General features: G+C 54.4%; 13 protein-coding genes. 9 read left to right on the top strand and 4 right to left on the bottom strand.

Features of this window, described 5'->3' with window-relative positions; translation table 11 throughout:
- Nucleotides 1-67: 67 nt before the first annotated feature.
- Nucleotides 68-1,396 carry an MATE family efflux transporter gene (locus CFN46_RS14365; RefSeq protein WP_088743872.1) on the bottom strand — a complete coding sequence of 443 codons (1,329 nt, stop codon included), beginning with the start codon at nucleotides 1,394-1,396 and terminating at the stop codon, nucleotides 68-70.
- A 318-nt stretch (nucleotides 1,397-1,714) separates the two neighbouring features.
- Nucleotides 1,715-5,422, bottom strand: a complete 3,708-nt coding sequence (metH, locus tag CFN46_RS14360) for a methionine synthase (RefSeq protein WP_088743871.1) — start codon at nucleotides 5,420-5,422, stop codon at nucleotides 1,715-1,717.
- Nucleotides 5,423-5,752: 330 nt separating this feature from the next.
- On the opposite strand from metH, the gene nfuA reads away from it, so the two are divergent.
- From nfuA to CFN46_RS14330, 6 genes are all read left to right on the top strand, one after another.
- Nucleotides 5,753-6,343 carry a Fe-S biogenesis protein NfuA gene (nfuA, locus tag CFN46_RS14355; protein WP_024952624.1) on the top strand — a complete coding sequence of 197 codons (591 nt, stop codon included), beginning with the start codon at nucleotides 5,753-5,755 and terminating at the stop codon, nucleotides 6,341-6,343.
- 285 nt (nucleotides 6,344-6,628) lie between these two features.
- Nucleotides 6,629-8,452 (top strand): sensor domain-containing diguanylate cyclase, encoded by a 1,824-nt coding sequence (locus tag CFN46_RS14350; protein WP_088743870.1) that lies wholly within the window; start codon nucleotides 6,629-6,631, stop codon nucleotides 8,450-8,452.
- A gap of 301 nt (nucleotides 8,453-8,753) precedes the next feature.
- On the top strand, nucleotides 8,754-9,311 hold the full coding sequence (gene ectA, locus CFN46_RS14345; protein WP_084488111.1) for a diaminobutyrate acetyltransferase: 558 nt from the start codon (nucleotides 8,754-8,756) through the stop codon (nucleotides 9,309-9,311).
- 260 nt (nucleotides 9,312-9,571) lie between these two features.
- Nucleotides 9,572-10,834, top strand: a complete 1,263-nt coding sequence (gene ectB / locus CFN46_RS14340) for a diaminobutyrate--2-oxoglutarate transaminase (protein ID WP_088743869.1) — start codon at nucleotides 9,572-9,574, stop codon at nucleotides 10,832-10,834.
- Between the two features lie 120 nt (nucleotides 10,835-10,954).
- Nucleotides 10,955-11,347 (top strand): ectoine synthase, encoded by a 393-nt coding sequence (locus CFN46_RS14335; RefSeq protein WP_024952621.1) that lies wholly within the window; start codon nucleotides 10,955-10,957, stop codon nucleotides 11,345-11,347.
- 263 nt (nucleotides 11,348-11,610) lie between these two features.
- Nucleotides 11,611-13,485 (top strand): EAL domain-containing protein, encoded by a 1,875-nt coding sequence (locus tag CFN46_RS14330; protein ID WP_176426482.1) that lies wholly within the window; start codon nucleotides 11,611-11,613, stop codon nucleotides 13,483-13,485.
- Between the two features lies 1 nt (nucleotide 13,486).
- Here CFN46_RS14330 and CFN46_RS14325 read toward each other — a convergent pair whose 3' ends face one another.
- Entirely contained in the window at nucleotides 13,487-14,086 is a 600-nt protein-coding gene (locus CFN46_RS14325; RefSeq protein WP_024950481.1) for a DUF3833 domain-containing protein, read from the bottom strand.
- Between the two features lie 877 nt (nucleotides 14,087-14,963).
- On the opposite strand from CFN46_RS14325, the gene CFN46_RS14320 reads away from it, so the two are divergent.
- The 3 genes from CFN46_RS14320 (at nucleotide 14,964) to CFN46_RS14310 (ending at nucleotide 18,472) form a co-directional block, all read left to right on the top strand.
- Nucleotides 14,964-15,794: an ATP-dependent zinc protease gene (locus tag CFN46_RS14320; protein WP_088743867.1), complete on the top strand. Its 831-nt coding sequence runs from the start codon at nucleotides 14,964-14,966 to the stop codon at nucleotides 15,792-15,794.
- Between the two features lie 97 nt (nucleotides 15,795-15,891).
- Entirely contained in the window at nucleotides 15,892-17,454 is a 1,563-nt protein-coding gene (locus CFN46_RS14315) for an inactive transglutaminase family protein (RefSeq protein ID WP_024950483.1), read from the top strand.
- Nucleotide 17,455: 1 nt separating this feature from the next.
- Complete coding sequence (locus CFN46_RS14310; protein WP_088743866.1) at nucleotides 17,456-18,472, top strand: alpha-L-glutamate ligase-like protein; 1,017 nt, start codon at nucleotides 17,456-17,458, stop codon at nucleotides 18,470-18,472.
- 88 nt (nucleotides 18,473-18,560) lie between these two features.
- Here the strand turns inward: CFN46_RS14310 and CFN46_RS14305 are convergent, their stop codons facing one another.
- On the bottom strand, nucleotides 18,561-19,262 hold the full coding sequence (locus CFN46_RS14305; RefSeq protein ID WP_088743865.1) for a DUF1826 domain-containing protein: 702 nt from the start codon (nucleotides 19,260-19,262) through the stop codon (nucleotides 18,561-18,563).
- Between the last annotated feature and the right edge of the window lie 102 nt (nucleotides 19,263-19,364).

Genomic DNA, 19,364 nt, shown 5'->3' with positions numbered 1-19,364 from the left:
GCAAAGATAAACTTTCTGTCAACGAAGCGCTGCGGATATCTGTCTGTATATCCTCGCAAGATCGTAACTATATCTCGATTTGTTGCCATTTCCGCCGTTGCCATATCAGCGCAAAGAGTAAGGAGTTGAGCAGACGATAGCCCAGCTGCACCCACCAGATGACGAGCAGCCCTCCTGCTTCATGAACACCCGCCCACCAGGCCAATGGCAGAAACACTAGCCACTGCAGAGTGAGGGTGGCCAGCATGACGGTGCGATTGGCCCCCGCGCCCAGTAGCGCCTGAGCGAGGACGATGGCCGTGCAATCCACGAATGTCATCACTACCGTCAGCTGAAGCGGGAGATGGCCAAGCGCGATGAGACTCTCGCGATGAAGAAACATACCCAGGATCTGGTCTGTGGCGAGTATTAGCGGCAGCCCGAGCAGTACAAGGCAAGGCAGGGCGATGCGCACGACATCCCAGCCCCAGCGATAGGCTTCTTCCTGCTGGCCACGGCCTAGCGCCTGTCCTACGAGGCTCATGGCTGATAGTCCCAGCCCTACGCCAGGCAGTATCAATAACAGCGATAGATTGACCAATACGTGGCCGACGGCAACGCTGGCAGCATCAATTTGACCTAAAATCCAGAACAGCACGGCATAACCGGCAGCAAACCACAGTTGCTGGAAGGAATGAGGGGTTGCTAACTTCAAGGTGGCCAGATGGGTGGCCATCTTGGGCCATGTTTGAAGTACACCATGGCCCTTGTCGTGCTTGAGGGTGGCTTTTAGCCATAATCCGAGTCCGACAAATTGCGATACAGTTGTGCCAACGCCAGCACCGTCAGCCCCCATCTGTGGCAGACCCAGTAATCCATAGATGAGCAGGATGCTGGCCACGACATTGACTAGCTGAATGATCAGCATGATGCGCAGATAGATGCCGGTACTTTGGATGCCGTTCCAATAGCCTCGAAAGCAGAAGGCCATCGCAATCGGTAATAATCCGATGACTCGCCATTGGAAATATGTAGTACCAGTGTCACGGACTTCGGGCTGATCATTGATGAGCCCCAGTAACTCATATGACCAGTGATAGCAGATAGCGCTCAGTGGTAAACCTATTACAAGCGCAATGATGAGCCCTGCATTCAGTCCTTCGCCGCACCGTGTGTGGGCATCTTCACCAAGTCGTCGAGACGTCTGGGCTTGCACGCCTGAAGACAGGCCAAACAGCATTGCCGTCACCATGAACATGGCATAGCCGCCGATGCCGACTCCTGCGAGTGCGGTTTCGCCGAGATTACCGACCAGTGCCGCATCAATCAGATTGAGTAAGCTCTGGGAGAGCATGCCACCAATAATCGGCAGTGCCAGCGTAAGAATTCTGATGCTGCGTGCACGATCAGGCAGCATGAGTCGCTCCGTAGAGGGTGGGTAGGCGGCAGGATGAACGGGCATGAAAAGGGCGCAGTAATGACGGCAGCACAGGCGACTCACGACAGCAGAAGAAAGCGGACATGATAGCGTGCTCGGCACTGGGAAAATACGCTATGTGTCTGTACCGCAAGCGGGGAGGGTAAGGCCGTCCTCGAGTGGGCCATTAAGCAGACATGGTGGAGACGTAGTGTCGACCCAATGCAACAATGCCCCACGCCATCAAGGTGTGGGGCATTGTTGCGTATTACGGCAGGGAAGCTGTGTCGTTAGTACAGCATTCACACACTGATGGCATTACCTCGCGTCGGGATCGTAACTCAGCACCGGTGACAGCCAACGCTCCATCTCGCTCATCTCCATGGCTTTGCGTGTCGCCAGCGACTGAACTTGATCACGAGTGATCTTGCCAGTCGAGAAGTACTTGGACTCGGGATGCGCGAAGTACCATCCCGACACAGCGGCTGCAGGCCACATCGCAAAGTTGTCGGTCAGTATCATGCCGGCATTGGTATCAGGCTCAAGCATGCGGAACAGCGTGGCTTTCTCGGTGTGATCCGGGCAAGCCGGATAGCCTGGCGCCGGACGAATTCCACGGTACTTCTCCGCGATCATCGCCTCGTTATCCAATGATTCATCGGCATCGTAGCCCCAGAACTCCTTGCGTACCCGCTCGTGGAGGCGCTCTGCAAACGCCTCGGCAAGGCGATCCGCCAGCGCCTTGACCATGATGGCGCTATAGTCGTCGCCTGCGTCTTCGTATTGCTTGGCCAGCTCATCCGCGCCATGCCCCGTCGTCACGGCAAAACCCCCAATCCAGTCTGGCTTGCCGCTTGCCTTGGGGGCAATGAAGTCCGCGAGGCTATAGCAGATACCATCACGATTCTTGGTCATCTGTTGACGGATATGGTGCAGGTGTTCGATCACCTTTGTGCGTGACTCATCGGCATAGACTTCCAGCGTATCGTCATCAATGCCGTTGACCGGCCAGAAACCGATGACGCCGCGTGCGGTCAGCACTTTCTCATCGACCAGCTTGCGCAGCATCACCTTGGCGTCAGCAAACAGTGCGCGCGCCGCCTCGCCGACCACGGCATCCTCGAGAATCTTCGGATACTTGCCCGCCAGCTGCCAGCTCATGAAGAACGGCGTCCAATCGATACACTCGATCAACTCATCAAGGTTGTAGTGATCGAAGACCTTGAGCCCTGTGAAGCTGGGTGCCGGTGGTGTGTATTGCTCCCAGTCAGGCTGGAAGCGACGCTTGCGTGCTTCGGGATAATCGAGATCCGCTGCCTTGGGCCGGCGCTTGGCATTGCGCTCACGCACCTTCTCATACTCGGCGCGAATCTCGGCCGCGTAGGCGGGCTTGAGGTCGTCGGAGAGTAATCGAGACGCCACGCCCACTGCACGTGAGGCATCGGTGACATAGATGACAGGATGATCATACTGTGGCTCGATCTTGACGGCAGTATGTGCCTTGGAGGTCGTTGCGCCCCCGATCAGCAGCGGCAACTCAAAGCCGCGGCGCTTCATTTCCTTGGCCACATTGACCATTTCATCCAACGACGGTGTGATCAGGCCTGAAAGGCCAATGATGTCAGCCTTCTCGTCGATGGCAGTCTGCAGAATCTTCTCAGCCGGCACCATGACGCCCAGATCAATCACCTCGTAGTTGTTGCACTGAAGCACCACGCCAACGATGTTCTTGCCGATGTCATGCACATCGCCCTTGACCGTGGCCATCACGATTTTGCCCTTGGCCTCGACCTTGCCATTTTTCTCCGCTTCGATGTAGGGAATGAGATGAGCCACGGCCTGTTTCATCACACGGGCTGATTTCACGACCTGCGGTAGGAACATCTTGCCAGCGCCGAACAGGTCGCCGACTACGTTCATGCCATCCATCAACGGACCTTCGATGACCTCGATGGGGCGCGCCGCTTGAATGCGTGCTTCTTCAGTGTCTTCGATGATGTGAACCGTCACGCCCTTGACCAGCGCGTGCTCAATTCGCTTGTTGACCAGCCAGCTGCGCCACTCGAGATCTTCCTTCTTCTCGGCAGTGCTGCCATCCCCCTTGTACTTGTCGGCGATGTCGAGCAGACGCTCGGTACTGTCATCGCGACGATTGAGCACGACATCAAGAACGGCTTCACGCAGTTCTTCCGGCAAGTCGTCATAAAGCGCCAGCTGACCGGCATTGACGATGCCCATGCTCATGCCCGCCTGGATGGCGTGGTAGAGGAAGGCAGAGTGAATGGCTTCACGGACAGGGTTGTTGCCACGGAACGAGAACGAGACGTTGGAAACGCCACCGGAGATCATCGCGTGAGGCAGATTCTCGTGAATCCATCGCGTCGCTTCGATGAAATCGACGCCGTAGTTGTTGTGCTCCTCGATCCCCGTCCCGATGGCAAAGATGTTGGGGTCAAAGATGATGTCTTCTGCCGGGAAGCCGATATCATCGACCAGCAAGCGATAGGCACGCTCGCAGATCTCGATCTTGCGCTGGTAGGTGTCCGCCTGGCCCACATCGTCAAAGGCCATTACGACGACGGCAGCGCCATGACGGCGGCAGACCTGTGCCTGATGCCGAAAGCTTTCCTCTCCTTCCTTGAGCGAGATGGAGTTGACGACCGCCTTACCCTGGATGCACTTCAAGCCCGCTTCGATGATGTCCCACTTCGAGGAGTCGACCATGATCGGCACGCGCGAGATGTCCGGTTCTGAAGCAATCATGTTCAGAAAGCGCACCATGGCTTCCTTGGACTCGAGCATACCCTCGTCCATGTTGACGTCGATGATCTGCGCGCCGTTCTCGACCTGTTCCAGTGCAACTTCCAGCGCTGTGGTGTAATCCTCTTCCTTGACCAGACGGCGGAAACGCGCAGAACCAGTGACGTTGGTCCGCTCCCCTACATTGACGAACAGGGAGTCTGCCGTGATGTTGAACGGCTCAAGCCCCGACAGGCGGCAAGCTCGGGCGATCTCGGGCACCTTGCGGGGCGCGCATTGATCCACCACGCGCTTGATCGCGCGGATATGTTCCGGCGTGGAGCCACAGCAGCCACCGATGATGTTGAGCAGACCATCCGCGGCGAAGGTACCAATGATCTCGGCCATCTCGTCGGGGGTCTGGTCGTACTCGCCGAATTCGTTAGGGAGGCCAGCGTTAGGGTGAGCGGAAACAAAGGTATCCGCCTTATCCGACAGCTCGCGCAAATAAGGGCGTAACTCTTCTGCGCCAAGCGCACAGTTGAGTCCAACGCTCAGCGGGCGTGCATGACGTACCGAGTTCCAGAAGGCTTCGGTAGTTTGGCCCGAAAGCGTACGGCCAGAGGCGTCCGTGATCGTACCTGAGATCATCACCGGCAGACGCGGGTAGCCTTCGTCAAATAATTCTTCAAGCGCGTAGATAGCGGCTTTGGCATTCAGCGTGTCAAAGATGGTCTCGATCAGGATCAGATCCGAGCCACCTTCGAATAGAGCCAACGCCGCTTCGCGATAATTATCACGCAACGTATCAAAGGTCACATTGCGCTTGGAGGGGTCGTTGACGTCCGGCGAGATGGAGCAGGTACGGCTGGTTGGGCCAAGCACACCCGCAACGAAGCGCGCGATACCCGTCTCTGCAGCGACATCATCGGCAGCCTTGCGTGCCAGGCGTGCTGACACGAGGTTGATCTCGTAGACCAGTGCTTCCATGCCGTAGTCTGACTGTGACAACTGGGTGGCATTGAAGGTGTTGGTCTCGACGATGTCGGCGCCGGCTTCAAAATAGGCACGGTGAATGGCTGCGACGATATCGGGGCGTGTCAGTGCTAGCAGGTCATTGTTGCCCTTGATGTCGCTGGGCCAATCGGCAAAGCGCTCGCCGCGAAAGTCGCCTTCCTCGAGGCCATAGCTCTGCAGCATGGTGCCCATACCGCCATCAAGGATGAGAATGCGTTCAGTTAATGCCTGTTCAAGCGCAGGGAGCAGGGGGGCTAAGGCTTTCGCCATGACAGTCTCCAGCAGATAAGGCGTGTCGCGTTGTGTCCTATAGGGTTGCGTGAGACGAGACTCTACGCTGCTACAGGCGCGAACTCATGATTATAATGGCCGGTGGCAAGGAATAACTCCTTCGGCACGGTGGTCGTATCCTACCAGACTACCGATGCTGCGCCATGCTCCGGCGAGCGCTCTACCTCTTGAAACATGAGGAATCCCGTCAGGATTTCTAGCCGGGAGGCGCCAAGATAATCCCGAGTGAATTGCTCAGGATTGCGAGCGCGCTAGCTTTTCCTTAACATGAGGCTATTAGTCACCTGACATCGAGAGAGTCTCTGCGCCATGAGTGAGAGCATCCAGATTACCGATAGCGCCCAAGAGTACTTGGCAGAGCTGCTCGAGAAGCAGAGCGTCGAAGGCATTGGTGTGCGTATTTTCATTACTCAGCCGGGCACGCCCTACGCCGAGACCTGCCTGGCATACTGCCGTCCGGGCGAAGAAGAGCCGACCGATGAGGTGCTGGCACTTCCCAAGCTCAAGGTCTATCTCGACAAGAACAGCATCGCCTTCCTTGAAGAAGCCACTGTCGACTTCAATGCCGATCGAATGGGCGGTCAGCTGACTATCAAGGCACCCAATGCCAAGATGCCCAAGGTCAATGCTGATAGTCCGCTGGAAGATCGTATCAACTACCTTCTTTATAGCGAGATCAACCCAGGGCTTGCAGCCCACGGTGGCGAGATCAAGCTGGTGCAGCTGACCGAAGAGCAAGTGGCAATCTTGCAGTTCGGTGGTGGTTGCCAAGGGTGTTCTGCGGTTGATCTGACCCTCAAGGATGGCGTTGAGAAGACACTGATGGAGCGTATTCCGGAACTGACCGGTGTGCGTGACGTAACAGACCACACTGATACCACCAACGCTTACTACAACTGATTCTTTGTCTAGCGAGCTAGGTTTGATAGTCATGGCTCGCTAGCTCTTCAAGAGTCATAAAGACCCCCGCATTGGCCACTCCATGCGGGGGTCTTTGTCTTTATGGTGTATCAGAACATCCAAGTAACGAGCGGCAGCGTTATTTAGAAGCAGCAAGTACTAGCACCTATACGCATGAGGTATTAGTTTTTCTGGTATCTTGATCAAATATTCTTGCTGTAGGCTCGCTGTGCTGCTGTCTGGAGCCCTATTTCATCGACATCTCAAGCCAAGAGAGCATCACTCATGAAGCTGGCCAATCTTCGTTTTCGTACCATCAATATCATGATCTGCGTGCTATCGGCACTGGCAGGACTGGTGTTATTGACGGTGCTGGCTTTTATTACGCGCAATGTCACCGGGCTTGAGCATGACTGGCAGGAATATCAGCAGGCCCGTTCGGACAAGGCTCGGCTGGAAAGCCAGATCACCAGGTCTCTGGGTTACGGGGGCATGATCCACGATTTCAAGAATTTGATACTTCGTGAGGATGACTCGCTAGTCGCAGAGATTCAGCGCCAGATAGGTGCAACACGCAGCGCCTTGCTGCGGTACCAGAACCTTGGCTTGAGCCAGGAAGAAGAAATGGCCATCACGGGACTGCGTCAAACACTGAGTCGCTATGAAGAGATGGTGACCAAGGTACGTGACATGCAGGCACGGGGGGAAACCGCAGGCGCCATCGACAAACAGGTCAAGGTGGACGATTACCTCGCAGTCAGTGGCTTGAATACACTGCGTAAGATTGCTGAAGCTGAAGTACACAATACCGATGATCTTACTGATACGGGGGCAGGCAAGGCACGGCTGACGGCCAATCTACGTCGCAACATGGGTTATGGCGCCATGATTCACCATTTCAAGAATTATGTGCTACGCGGCGACGCCATCTATGGTCAGCAAACCGACCAGGACATCCGGCGGTTGCGCCAGACACTGGCCGATTATCGGGCACTGGGCCTAAATCAGGCAGAGCAACGTGCGATTCGAGATATCGCCGGCGTGGTGCAGTCTTACAGTGATCGACTGGCGATGATTAGTCGACTGCATGCGAGCACATCAGGCATGTCTTCGCGTGCATTGGATGCGCGCGTCAAGATCAATGACACACCGGCATTAGCCGGATTGGAATCACTGGATCATCAAACCACGCGACGTATCAACCACACCTCTACTGCTGTCGGCAAGACCTTGAAGCTACTGTCCTCTCTGGCACCCATCGTCAATGGTTTGGCGTTGGTGATGATTCTCGTGCTGATCAGTATTTCCATGTGGCTCTTTGCTCGCTATGTTCTGTCACCTATCCGTCGTCTCACTAGCACCATGAATACGTTGGCTGAAGATGATGTCAGTGTGGTGATCGATGGGACTCAGCGTCCCAATGAAGTTGGACAGATGGCGCGTGCGCTCCAGAAATTCAAATACAACATCATTGAAAGCAACAACTATAAAAAGCGTATCACTCAGCTCGCCATGCATGACTCTCTCACTGGCTTGCCGAATCGTCAGCACTTCTATGAGCGTATCAATCATTTCCTCAAGGAGGTTGATGAGAACGGCGGGCAGCTCGCGTGCCTGATGCTCGATATCGACAAGTTCAAGCCCATTAATGATACTCACGGCCACGCTGCGGGTGATGTGGCGCTCAAGGTTATTTCGGAGCGTCTGACGAAGGTTATTCGCAAGAGCGACTTTGTCGCGCGCCTGGGCGGCGATGAATTCGTGGTACTGGTACATAATGCCAATATTCAGGCAAATCTTGGGCGCCATGGAGAATTGGCCCAGCTCGCCCAACGCATCATTGATAGCATTGGCAAGCCGTTCCTCTACGAGGAATACAAGCTGGAAGTCGGGTGCAGTGTCGGCATCGCCATTGCCCCCCAGCATGGCCAGGATCGCGAGCAACTATCTCACAATGCCGATATGGCGCTGTATGCCGCCAAGAATGAGGGCCGTAACTGTGCGGTTCAATTTAGCCGACATGATGAATTAGGTCAGATAGTTGCCACGGCAAAAAAGCGTCGTGAGGCGGTTTCGACAAGCAGCCCTGCATTGAAGCCTCGCAACTAAGCGTGCGTGGCTCCCTCATTAGGATAGAGCGTCTTGCTATCAGGGCTCTCTAGCTTCTCTTTGCTTCATTGCACGGCGCCTCACCGGGGCGCCGTGTGCGTTCCTGCGCACCCAAGACGGCGATGCCACTTCCTGGTCCTGATCCCCCCACTTTTCTGCATGCATCCTGAACGCTCTTTGGATAATCTCCTGTTATCCATGTGCTGCGTGAGAATAACTTATGGTTTGCAAGTTCTATAATCATTTGTTATGGTTTACGGCGAATTCGCCAACTGCGAAACATCAAATGAAAACTATGACAATGACTTCCACGATTCAGGGCTTGGCCCACCATACGCACGATGCCGTGATCAACCGCACCACAAAGCCGTTGTTCATCAGACAGCCAACAACAGATGATGGCTGGGGCATTTATGAGCTGGTAAAGGCATGCCCGCCGCTGGACCTCAATTCAGGGTATTCGTACCTGTTACTCGCGACACAGTTTCGCGATAGCTGTGCGGTTGCAACAGATGAAGAGGGTGAGGTTGTTGGCTTCGTCTCAGGCTATACCCGCAATGATGCCCCCCAGACATTCTTCCTGTGGCAGATTGCCGTAGGTGAGAAGGCTCGTGGCACAGGGTTGGCTCGTCGTTTGATAGAGGCCGTGATGAAACGCCCGGAAATGGCGCATGTGCGTCATCTGGAAACCACCATCACCCCTGATAATGAAGCATCGTGGGCGCTATTCACTCGTCTCTCGGAGCGCTGGCAGGTACCGCTGAACTCACGCGAGTACTTCTCTACCGACCAACTGGGTGGAGAGCATCTGCCAGAGAATCTGGTACGTATCGGGCCGTTTCTTCCGAACGACCTTTAAGTGCCAAGGGCGCTCTTTTCGCGTAGTCACGATGCCTGGGTCAATGTATGAGGGGCATCACGCGAGAAAGCCGCCGATGCGTAGCAGTGACAAGAAGGTTGCTGTACGCCAAGAATGATAGTGATAAGCGTCAGATTTCTTTTCGATACCCATGGGATTTCCCACTCGATGTTCCTGCAGCGTGAAGTATTCTTTGAATAGTGAAGACGCTTCGATGTAGTGGGCGAGTGATGGATATTCCTCACCAGGGAGGTGATAGCATGAACACGCAGATTCTCGAACAGATGGAATCCGAAGTGCGCACTTATTCGCGTTCCTTCCCGACAGTATTCACCAAAGCGCAGAATGCCTACCTATTCACCGAGGATGGCAAGCGTTACATCGATTTTCTCGCCGGTGCTGGTGTGTTGAATTACGGCCACAATCATCCGGTTCTCAAGAAAGCGCTAATCGACTATATCAGCAGTGATGGCATCATCCACGGTCTTGATATGTGGACTGCTGCCAAGCGCGATTTCCTTGAAGCTCTTGATGAAGTCATTCTCAAGCCACGTGGACTGGACTATAAAGTTCACTTCCCGGGGCCGACAGGCACTAACGCCATTGAGGCTGCCATTCGCTTGGCACGCAAGATTTCCGGTCGTCATAACATCGTATCGTTCACCAATGGCTTCCACGGCGTGACCATGGGGGCACTTGCTACCACGGGTAATGCCAAGTTCCGTGATGCCGCTGGTTTGCCGGCACAGGGTGCTCAGTTCGTACCGTTCGATGGTTACATGGGCGAGGGTATCGACACTGTTGCTTACCTGGACAAGCTGCTCAAGGATTCTTCAAGCGGCCTGGATCGTCCGGCAGCAGTACTGGTGGAAACGGTGCAAGGCGAGGGTGGTATCAACCCAGCCTCCATCGAATGGCTGCAACGTCTCGATGCATTGTGCAGAGAACACAAGATCCTGCTGATCATCGATGATATCCAAGCAGGCTGTGGGCGTACCGGTAAGTTCTTTAGTTTCGAGCACGCCAATATCGTGCCCGACATGGTGTGTAACTCCAAGTCACTGTCCGCCTCTGGTGTGCCGTTTGCGATGGTACTGATGCGCCCTGAGCTCGATCAGTGGAAACCGAGTCAGTACAACGGCACCTTCCGTGGTCACGCACTGGCCTTCGTGACGGGCGCCGCTGCACTGCGCCACTTCTGGAGTGATGACAAGTTTGAGCGTGATATTTTGCGCAAGGGCCGTATTGTCGAAGAGCGCTTCCAGAAGATTGCCGCCAAGGCACGTGAAAACGGCTTCGAAGCTCACGAGAAAGGTCGTGGCCTGATGCGTGGTATCGATGTGCGCAGTGGTGAGCTGGCTGATGCCATTACCAGCCGTTGCTTCGAGCAGGGCTTGATCATCGAGACCAGTGGTCACTCAGGTCAGGTCGTCAAATGTCTGTGCCCGCTGACCATTCGTGATGAAGACCTGCTGGAAGCGCTCGACATCATCGAAGAAAATGCGGCTGCCGTTCTTAAGTAACAAGCCGTGTCTTCAGTTCAAGTAAGGCAGGACGTTCGCGCACTTTCTGGTTATCGTGGTGCCATCCTGCGTGTCGCCTAGTCAGCTGCCGGTTATTGGCAGCATACAAAGGAGAACTACATGATCGTTCGTAATCTCGAAGAATCTCGTAAGACAGAGCGTCTGGTGAAAGCTGAAAATGGCAACTGGGACAGCACGCGCCTGTTGTTGGACGAAGATGGTGGAAAATGCTCCTTCCACATTACGCGTATCTTCGAAGGTACCGAGACTCATATCCACTACAAGCATCACTATGAAGTGGTGTATTGCATGGAAGGTGAGGGCGAGGTAGAAACCCTCTCTGATGGCAAAATCTGGCCAATCAAGCCGGGCGATGTTTATATTCTAGACAAGCACGACGATCATTTGCTGCGCGCTACCAAGACCATGCATCTGGCCTGTGTCTTCACGCCAGGTCTTACCGGCAAGGAAAACCATCGCGAAGATGGCTCCTACGCTCCTGCCGAAGCCTGATAGATCGCGATAGGCTAGTGTTGGATGTTGCAATGTTAGAAGTTTAGTTCCACATGACGCCTCGCAGCATATGCTGCGAGGCGTCATGTGTTTTTGTTACAAGAAATAGTATCCGCATGATAGTCAATCATGCGATATAACAACTGGCTATCAACCCTGTAAGTGCTTACGGTAATAGATATGCCATGCTTAAAGTGGCATAAACATGCTCATATTTGCATGTGTCATATTTCTTTCGATTTATGTCCTTGAGGCCGCAGCCGATGGCAGATCCTATCTCAGAAGCATCGCTAGCTCCGGGAGGCCGTCCCGGCTTCAGGCCGGCCGCACCCCACCCACGTGAGCAGGAGCGCATCTGCAGCCTGCACTCTCTCCAGGTGCTTGATAGTAATCACGAAAAGCGTTACGACGACCTGACGCGCTTAGTGGCAGATATCTTCGATGTCCCCATTTGCCTGGTATCGCTGGTGGATGAAGATCGGCAGTGGTTCAAGGCTCATTGTGGGCTGGATGCACGTGAAACGGGCCGAGATATCGCATTTTGCGCGCATGCTCTGCATGAAGAACGTTTCTTCGTCGTCAATGATGCGAGTAAAGATGAACGCTTCTACGATAATGCACTCGTCACTGGACCGCCTCATGTCCGCTTCTATGCGGGTGCAGTGCTGCGTGACAGCAGCGGCTTGCCACTGGGTACCCTTTGCCTGATCGATCACAAGCCACGCCAGCTCAGTGAAGCACAGCTCGATCGGCTCGAACGTTGTGCGGCACTGGTCGAGAATGAGCTCATTCAGCGTGATGCGTTGCTGGCTGAGCGAGCACGCGCCACGCTGCAAGCCAGTATTGACCCCATTACCGGTTATAGCGTTCGCCGTCGTTATCTCCAGAAGCTTTCCAGTTGGCTTGATGAGTACGCATCTGATCAAACGCTACAGGTCATACTGATCAAGGTTCAGGGCAGCGAGCGCTGGCGCAAGCAGAAGGGTAGCGACTTCGTGGACGGAGTCTTGCAGTCACTCTCGACTCAGCTCAATGAAAACTTTGATAGTAACGAGATGCTCAAGGGACGACTGAATCACGATACGCTGATGGTTCTGTTACCCCAGAAGCAAGCAGTCAGCGGCATGCGCTGGTCACGCTTTGTTGATCAGCCTTGGCTGCTGCATCTATCTGCCACTGTGCGGCCCACGCTATTGATCTGTTCGGCGAGCCTTGTGCCTGGTGCGACCACAGCACATGAATTGATTGAAATACTCGAGGAAGAGCTACATAACGCCAGCGACTGGGCGCCACTGCAGAAGGATATTCAGGTCGCGGATCTGACATCGAGTCTGCAGTTGCGTATCCAGCTCAATAATCGTTTTGCCCAGGCGCTACGCGACAACGAGCTGAGTGTGCATATACAGCCCATGTTCAAGTGCGGCACCCTGGCGCTTAGTGGTCAGGAAGTCTTGCTTCGTTGGAAGGAACAGGATCGTTGGGTAACGCCATACCAGATGTTGCGGATAGCAAGCCATGCCGGGCTAACCGAAGAGCTGGATATCTGGGTGCTACGTCAGGCATGTGCCTTGTTGAGCCAGTGGCAAGGCTCAGATGAAGAATTCAGTACCGTTCAGTTGCCGTTATCACTCAATATCGCAGCGACTCGATTACTGGAAGTCGATTATGTGGATGCCATGCGCCGTGTCTTGAGGCTTTATAGAATAAAAGGACAGCAGTTACAGCTTGATATCAGCGGTACTGAGGATTTCATGGAGTCACCTGAATCCCTGGTGGCAGCCATGAAAGTGCTAATTAGCGAAGGCATTTCATTTTGCATTGATAGGTTTGGCCCAGAGAATGACAGCTTGCGACTGTTGAGTCTGTTGCCAGCCAAAAGCGTCAAACTTCATCCGCGCTGGATTGCTCAGCTACAGACAGACCCGCGTCAGGCGCGCCTACTCAAGGCATGGACAGCCGCACTGCATGTATTGGGCCTCGAAGCGATTGCCGTGGGTGTTGAGCATGCTCGCCAGCAGCAGGTGCTTGAAGATCTGGGGTTTGATCAGGTACAGGGGTTTGCGTTCGGTCAACCAGTGCCACCGACAGACAGTTACCAAGAATGGCTGACTAACATTAAAACGGCGATAAAAGGCTAATTCATTGCGGGGGCTTTGCTGTTATCTCGGTCGTGCTTGGCGTACCAGGCTCGCAGGGGCAGCGCTGGAAGGCGAGGGTGATACTTGCAGCTTCGATACCAAGCTTACGCATTGAGGTGCGGTTGATGATGCGTTCGCCGGGTTGCAGGTACATCCAGTCATCCATACTGAACTCCCAGTGGCTATCATCAATGGGCACCTGTAACACGTAGCTCATGTGGAAGGCATTCCCGCTGCTGGCCGCTGTTGCCAGGCCCATGACATCAACGGCAGTCCCTGTCCATTGTCGGTCTCCCGCTGGCGTGAAGGTCCAGCGCCGATTCTGGGTTTCACCATCGGCATAGACGAAATCCTCGTCGAGAATCAGCTTGTTGCCATCTTTTGTGCCGGTGATATCGACTACAAAGCGTCGAGTCACTGTACCGTTATAGTCCTGGACCATACCCCAGCCACGTGTGTGGCCCACGAAGTAGTCGTCGATTCTGAGCTCCGGACCGCTATCAGCATAATCTTCGATCTGCGGGCCACTACACGCAGCAAGCAGGCCTGCAGTCATCAGTAGCAGGCCTGCCTTGAGGCCTGTGGGTAGATGAATCTTCAATATCTGTCTCCTGATGTTGTAGCCACCCTCGAACAGGGGAAGTACCTATCGCAGTCGCAGGAAATTTCTCACGCGGAATGACAGGTTTGTCATGTGGGCAGAAAAATTGTTCAGCCTATAGACAAAGATTATGCAGCATTGGTATCGAAAGCAAAAATCATGCAGAGCAGCAGCGTTGAGCGTCACTCCAGGTTAGTTCGCATAATATATATTATGTTAAATTGGATGATTCCTTCTCTACCCACAGTCAGCACTTCCTGCTTTGGCAATCATGAGTGCCTTCTTCGTTCTACTTGTTCTCTTTATTATCGGTGTCTGCCTCATGTCGGTACATGACGTCAGTCAAACACGCGTTTTAGGCGCATCGTGACGTTCTCAGATGAATCTTTGTCTATCAAGGCGGGTTGGGCATGACCCTGATAAATGCGCAAAGGCTGTGGTGAGAATGTGCAAGCCTAGAAAGAAAGTGTCAAAGTGCCCACAGCGCTTGGTATCGAAATCCCCACTCGCTGCGTCACCGTGTTGAGACACCATTGAAGCGAGAACGGCAGGAATTCCGAATGGTCACAAGCGCAGCGCCCTTTCATACGGGCATCACAGATCGTTGTCATCGCACAGCGACAAAAACTGATCACGCAATGTCGAATCATGTCTTGGCGGTTCAGCGCGCGCCCTGAAACATGGACAGTGACCATTAGGCCTACGTATGATCGGCCTCCTGTGCACCTTTGTACTACGGGGTAAAGGTACACAGGGAACATCCAGGCATCGATAGGTAGGCGTGTTTCTGTGCTGAGTTATCGATGAACAAGAATTGTGCATGCCGGCCGCGCCAGGCGCAGGTCGGTAGCAAGGCTGAACAGGGACCTCCTTCACTATGCTGATCCGCAAGCTGCTGCTGCCTATTACTTTGACTAGCGCCGTCGTAATGGCTGGCTGCGTTCCGGCACAACCTCAGCCTCAGAAACCGGTATTGACGCCTGCCGCATTCTCACAACGTATGGATGCACTGCAGGGACAACTTGCCAGTCAATGTGATGCTCAGAAGCAGCAACTGACAGAACAACAGGCGCTGAATAGCTCACTTCGTCGCGATGTTCGTGAAGTCGGTAGCCAGTTGCGCCGCATGCACGCCGAGATGGAAAAACCGGCAGCGCCACAGACGGTACAAGCCTGCAAGGCTGCGTCTGATAACCCGATCATGGACAAGACGTTACTGGGCCGTGTCGAGTGGGTTGGATTCCCCGCGATTGGTAGCTACTTCAAGGCGCGTATTGATACGGGCGCAAATACCTCATCTCTCTCCGCACGCGAAATTACCGAGTTCGAGCGTGATGGTGACAAGTGGGTCAAGTTCAAGCTTGCGCTACGCGATGATGCCAAGTATTTCGTCGCCGACGTACGTGACAAGTGGGTTGAAGCCAAGGTCAGTAGAACCGTCACCATCGTTCAGGCAGCGGGTCGTGAAGAGCGTCCTGTTGTCAGCATGCTGATGACATTGGGCGATATAAAGCAGCGGGTAGAATTCACGCTGAATGATCGTCGTGATCTGACATACCCTGTGTTGTTGGGCCGTCGCTTCATGATGGATATTGCGGCTGTCGATATTAGCCGTACCTTCATCAATCCCCGTCCTGAATTCTCGGGTAGCGCCCCGAGCGCAGATGCGGCCAAGGATCAGGACCCGAATGAAGGTAACCGGGACTAAGTAACGCCCCGCTGCTATTGATGCTGATTATCCCTACTGACATGACTTGATCATTTTCCGGGTCATGTCAATTGCATAAAATATCTCAAGGACTCCCATGTCGCGTTTTGCTTTTTACCTACTTGTCAGTCTGTTGATGCTGATTGGAGTGGGATTGACGGCCTATCGCCATATCTCGTTCGATGTACCCTGGGTGCCTGGTGCGCAGCAAAAAGTGTGGGATATCGAGGCACAGGTGACCTTTACCGCCACCGGTGGCCCGGTAAAGGCGTCTCTAGCACTGCCTGAAAACCAGAAGGGCTACAGTGTCTTGACGGAAAACACGGCATCGTCAGGTTTCGGACTCTCCTATCTGGATGACCTGCCAGGCCGCCGTGCCGAGTGGTCTATCCGTGAGGCTGCTGGCTCCCAGCTGCTGTATTACACCGTCACCATGCTTGAGTCTGACAATTCCACACCTGCCGCCATCAAGCGCTTGCCGGCACCGCAGGAAGTCTCGTGGGAGCGTCCTTATGATACGGCGGCTGCACAGGTCATCGATCAGGCTCGCGCCAAGAGCGCTGACTCCTTTACCTTTGCCCGTGAGCTGATCAAACAGTTTGATGGCCAGCGTCAGGGTGAGAATGGACGCCTGTTGCTGACCCAATTCGACCGCCCGGATCTGATGCTGCGCTTGCTCAACGAAGCCGGCGTCAGCGCCCGCCTCGTCAGTGGCTTAAGCCTGGAAGATGGACGCCGTCGCCAGAATGTCAGTTTCTGGCTGCAGGTATTTGCTGAAACACCGGAGAACGGTCAAACCGTTGATCTTGATTCAGCCGATGCCGAAGACATCAATACCGACTGGGTACTGATCAATCCTGAAACCGGCAAGCAGGGTGAGCCGGATAATCTATTGCTATGGGAAGGTCGCGGCGCACCAATGCTGGAAGTCGAAGGCGGCGTGAACTCACGCGTCAGTTTCTCGATGATTCGCCACAATGAGCCGGCTGCTGTTGCCGTGCGTAACAAGCTGGCGAATGATGAGTTGCTCAACTTCTCTATCCACTCGCTGCCGCTGGAAGAACAGGCGCTTTTCAAGACGATCCTGCTGATCCCGATTGGCGCGCTGGTCGTAGTGCTACTGCGTGTACTGGTAGGTCTGAAGACCTCGGGTACCTTCATGCCAGTACTGATCGCCCTCGCCTTCATTCAGACCAGCCTTATCACTGGCTTGATCGGCTTCCTGTTGATTGTGGCGACCGGCCTGGTGATTCGCAGTTATCTATCGCGACTTAACTTACTGTTAGTCGCAAGGGTTTCGGTGGTTATCATCATGGTGATTGCGATCATCTCCATCTTCTCTGTCTTGGCATATCGCTTCGGTCTGAATGCGGGCCTGACCATCACCTTCTTCCCGATGATCATCCTGTCCTGGACTGTTGAACGCATGTCGATCCTGTGGGAAGAAGAAGGTCCCAAGGAAGTGCTCAAGCAAGGTGGCGGTAGCCTGTTGACTGCAGTACTTGCCTATCTGGCGATGAATAATCCGTGGGTGCGCCACCTCACCTTCAACTTCCTTGGTCTGCAACTGGTACTGATGGCCTTTATACTGCTGCTCGGCAATTACACCGGCTATCGTCTGCTGGAACTGCGTCGTTTCAAGCCACTGACGGAGGATTGATATGCTCTCGTCATGGATAAATCGCTGGTCACGTAACTGGACCACGCCAGGCTTGCTGCGTGACAAGGGCGTAGTCGGCATGAATCGCCGTAACATTGGTTATATATCGAAGTACAACGACCGTCGGCTCTACCCGTTGGTTGATGACAAACTGCAGACCAAGCTGCTGTGTCAGGAGCATGGACTCGCCTCCCCTGAATTGATCGGCACTGTGACCAGCCAGTTCGAGGTCAGAGGTGTCGTCGATATGGTGCGCGAGAGTACTGGCTTTGTGATCAAGCCGGCTAAAGGCTCTGGCGGTAAGGGTATTCTTGTCATCGAGCATCATGATGGCGAAGAGTACGTAAAACCGAGTGGCGTTCGGATTAATCGTGCCGATATGGAGCGTCATGTCTCTAACATCCTGTCAGGGCTGTATTCACTGGGTGGTTCGCCTGATGTGGCGCTGGTCGAAGGACTAATTTCCTTCGATCAGGCTTTTGCCGAGTTCACCTATGAAGGCGTGCCAGACATCCGTGTCATCGTCTTCAAGGGTTACCCAGTCATGGCGATGATGCGCCTGTCGACATCGGCATCAGACGGCAAAGCTAACCTCCACCAAGGTGCTGTCGGTGTCGGGTTGGATATCGGGACTGGCTGGGCTGTGCGCGGCGTTCAGTACGATCGCCCGCAGTTTGCGCATCCTGATACCGGGCATGACATCTTCTCACTCAAGGTGCCACAGTGGGAGACCCTGTTGGTGCTTGCCTCTGGTTGCTATGAGATGACCGGTCTTGGTTATCTCGGTACTGATATGGTGCTGGATCGCCGACATGGTCCGATGCTATTGGAGCTGAATGCCCGTCCGGGCCTGGCCATTCAGATGGCCAATGGGGAAGGTCTGCGCAAGCGACTTGAACTGATCGAACGTCAGCCAGATGGTGTGCCGGTGGCAGAGCGCGTTGCCTTTGCACGCAAGCACTTTGCACGCAGCAAGGAAGACGTGGCGAATGTGGGTATGGCACCAATCGCTGACTGAGTGCTTCGTTGCCAGCATTGCCTGGTGTAGAGAAAACGCAAAACACCCCGCCTCGGCGGGGTGTTTTGCGTTCAGCGAGACCGGTGCGTTAGCCCGGGTCGAGACTTAGCATCATACGTTTGCCGTTCGGCACGACTGGCGAGCGGTGAATAAGCCCTCGCCCCTCATTGCCCGGCCAGCACTCTCCCTTGAGCAATGCCAGACTACCGAGACGCAACTCTCGAATCTGCTCAGGGTTGATACAGACATCCTGGTGCCCGTATTGGCCATGCCCCAGTGCCAATCGGTCTGCCGCCTCCTCTGGTAGCCACTGCGTTCCAGGCCCTTGATACGTGGTCACCATGCGTACAGGGATCTTGTCGACATGAAAACGTGGGCACATGGCTCGCTGTGTGACTTCCAGGCGCAAGCCGACGTCATCGACCTCGAAGAGCTCCCCCATGGCAGCCCCCAGCAGGCTGATATCGCCAATGATCGCCTCTCCCGCCTCAGGTGCAGGTAGATAGCGTTCCAGCATATGGCATATCTCGCTGATAGGTCCGCGCCATCGTATGTTCAGCGGATAGGAGCCATATAACTGCGCTTGGACGGCCAGCTTGAGTGCAGCATCAATGCGTCGCTGCATGACAGCAAGCGTGATCTCCGGACGAAAGATCTCGCCCAGATCCAGTGCTTGATGGCCGAGGTGCCAATGTCTTGGGGCATCAGCATCTCCAGCGAGGGAGCCAGGTGGTGGCTGATCCTTTGAGAATGGCGGTAGCGTTGATGTGTATAGCTCGCGACACAGCATGAAGGGCTCCTTTGATTGACCATGACAAATATCAATAATGAGATGTTATAACATATCCTTTGGTGCGCGAAATAGTATCATTTAACGTTCCAGTAACAGGAT

Source organism: Cobetia sp. QF-1, assembly GCF_002213105.1.
Lineage (GTDB): Bacteria > Pseudomonadota > Gammaproteobacteria > Pseudomonadales > Halomonadaceae > Cobetia > Cobetia crustatorum.
This window is presented reverse-complemented; position numbering and strand designations above follow the sequence as displayed.

What these genes read in the sequence shown, in the direction of transcription:
- CFN46_RS14365 (WP_088743872.1), bottom strand. Translation starts at nt 1,396, where the DNA reads ATGCTGCCTGATCGTGCACGCAGCATCAGAATTCTTACGCTGGCACTG.
- metH (WP_088743871.1), bottom strand. Translation starts at nt 5,422, where the DNA reads ATGGCGAAAGCCTTAGCCCCCCTGCTCCCTGCGCTTGAACAGGCATTA.
- nfuA (WP_024952624.1), top strand. Translation starts at nt 5,753, where the DNA reads ATGAGTGAGAGCATCCAGATTACCGATAGCGCCCAAGAGTACTTGGCA.
- CFN46_RS14350 (WP_088743870.1), top strand. Translation starts at nt 6,629, where the DNA reads ATGAAGCTGGCCAATCTTCGTTTTCGTACCATCAATATCATGATCTGC.
- ectA (WP_084488111.1), top strand. Translation starts at nt 8,754, where the DNA reads ATGACTTCCACGATTCAGGGCTTGGCCCACCATACGCACGATGCCGTG.
- ectB (WP_088743869.1), top strand. Translation starts at nt 9,572, where the DNA reads ATGAACACGCAGATTCTCGAACAGATGGAATCCGAAGTGCGCACTTAT.
- CFN46_RS14335 (WP_024952621.1), top strand. Translation starts at nt 10,955, where the DNA reads ATGATCGTTCGTAATCTCGAAGAATCTCGTAAGACAGAGCGTCTGGTG.
- CFN46_RS14330 (WP_176426482.1), top strand. Translation starts at nt 11,611, where the DNA reads ATGGCAGATCCTATCTCAGAAGCATCGCTAGCTCCGGGAGGCCGTCCC.
- CFN46_RS14320 (WP_088743867.1), top strand. Translation starts at nt 14,964, where the DNA reads ATGCTGATCCGCAAGCTGCTGCTGCCTATTACTTTGACTAGCGCCGTC.
- CFN46_RS14315 (WP_024950483.1), top strand. Translation starts at nt 15,892, where the DNA reads ATGTCGCGTTTTGCTTTTTACCTACTTGTCAGTCTGTTGATGCTGATT.
- CFN46_RS14310 (WP_088743866.1), top strand. Translation starts at nt 17,456, where the DNA reads ATGCTCTCGTCATGGATAAATCGCTGGTCACGTAACTGGACCACGCCA.
- CFN46_RS14305 (WP_088743865.1), bottom strand. Translation starts at nt 19,262, where the DNA reads ATGCTGTGTCGCGAGCTATACACATCAACGCTACCGCCATTCTCAAAG.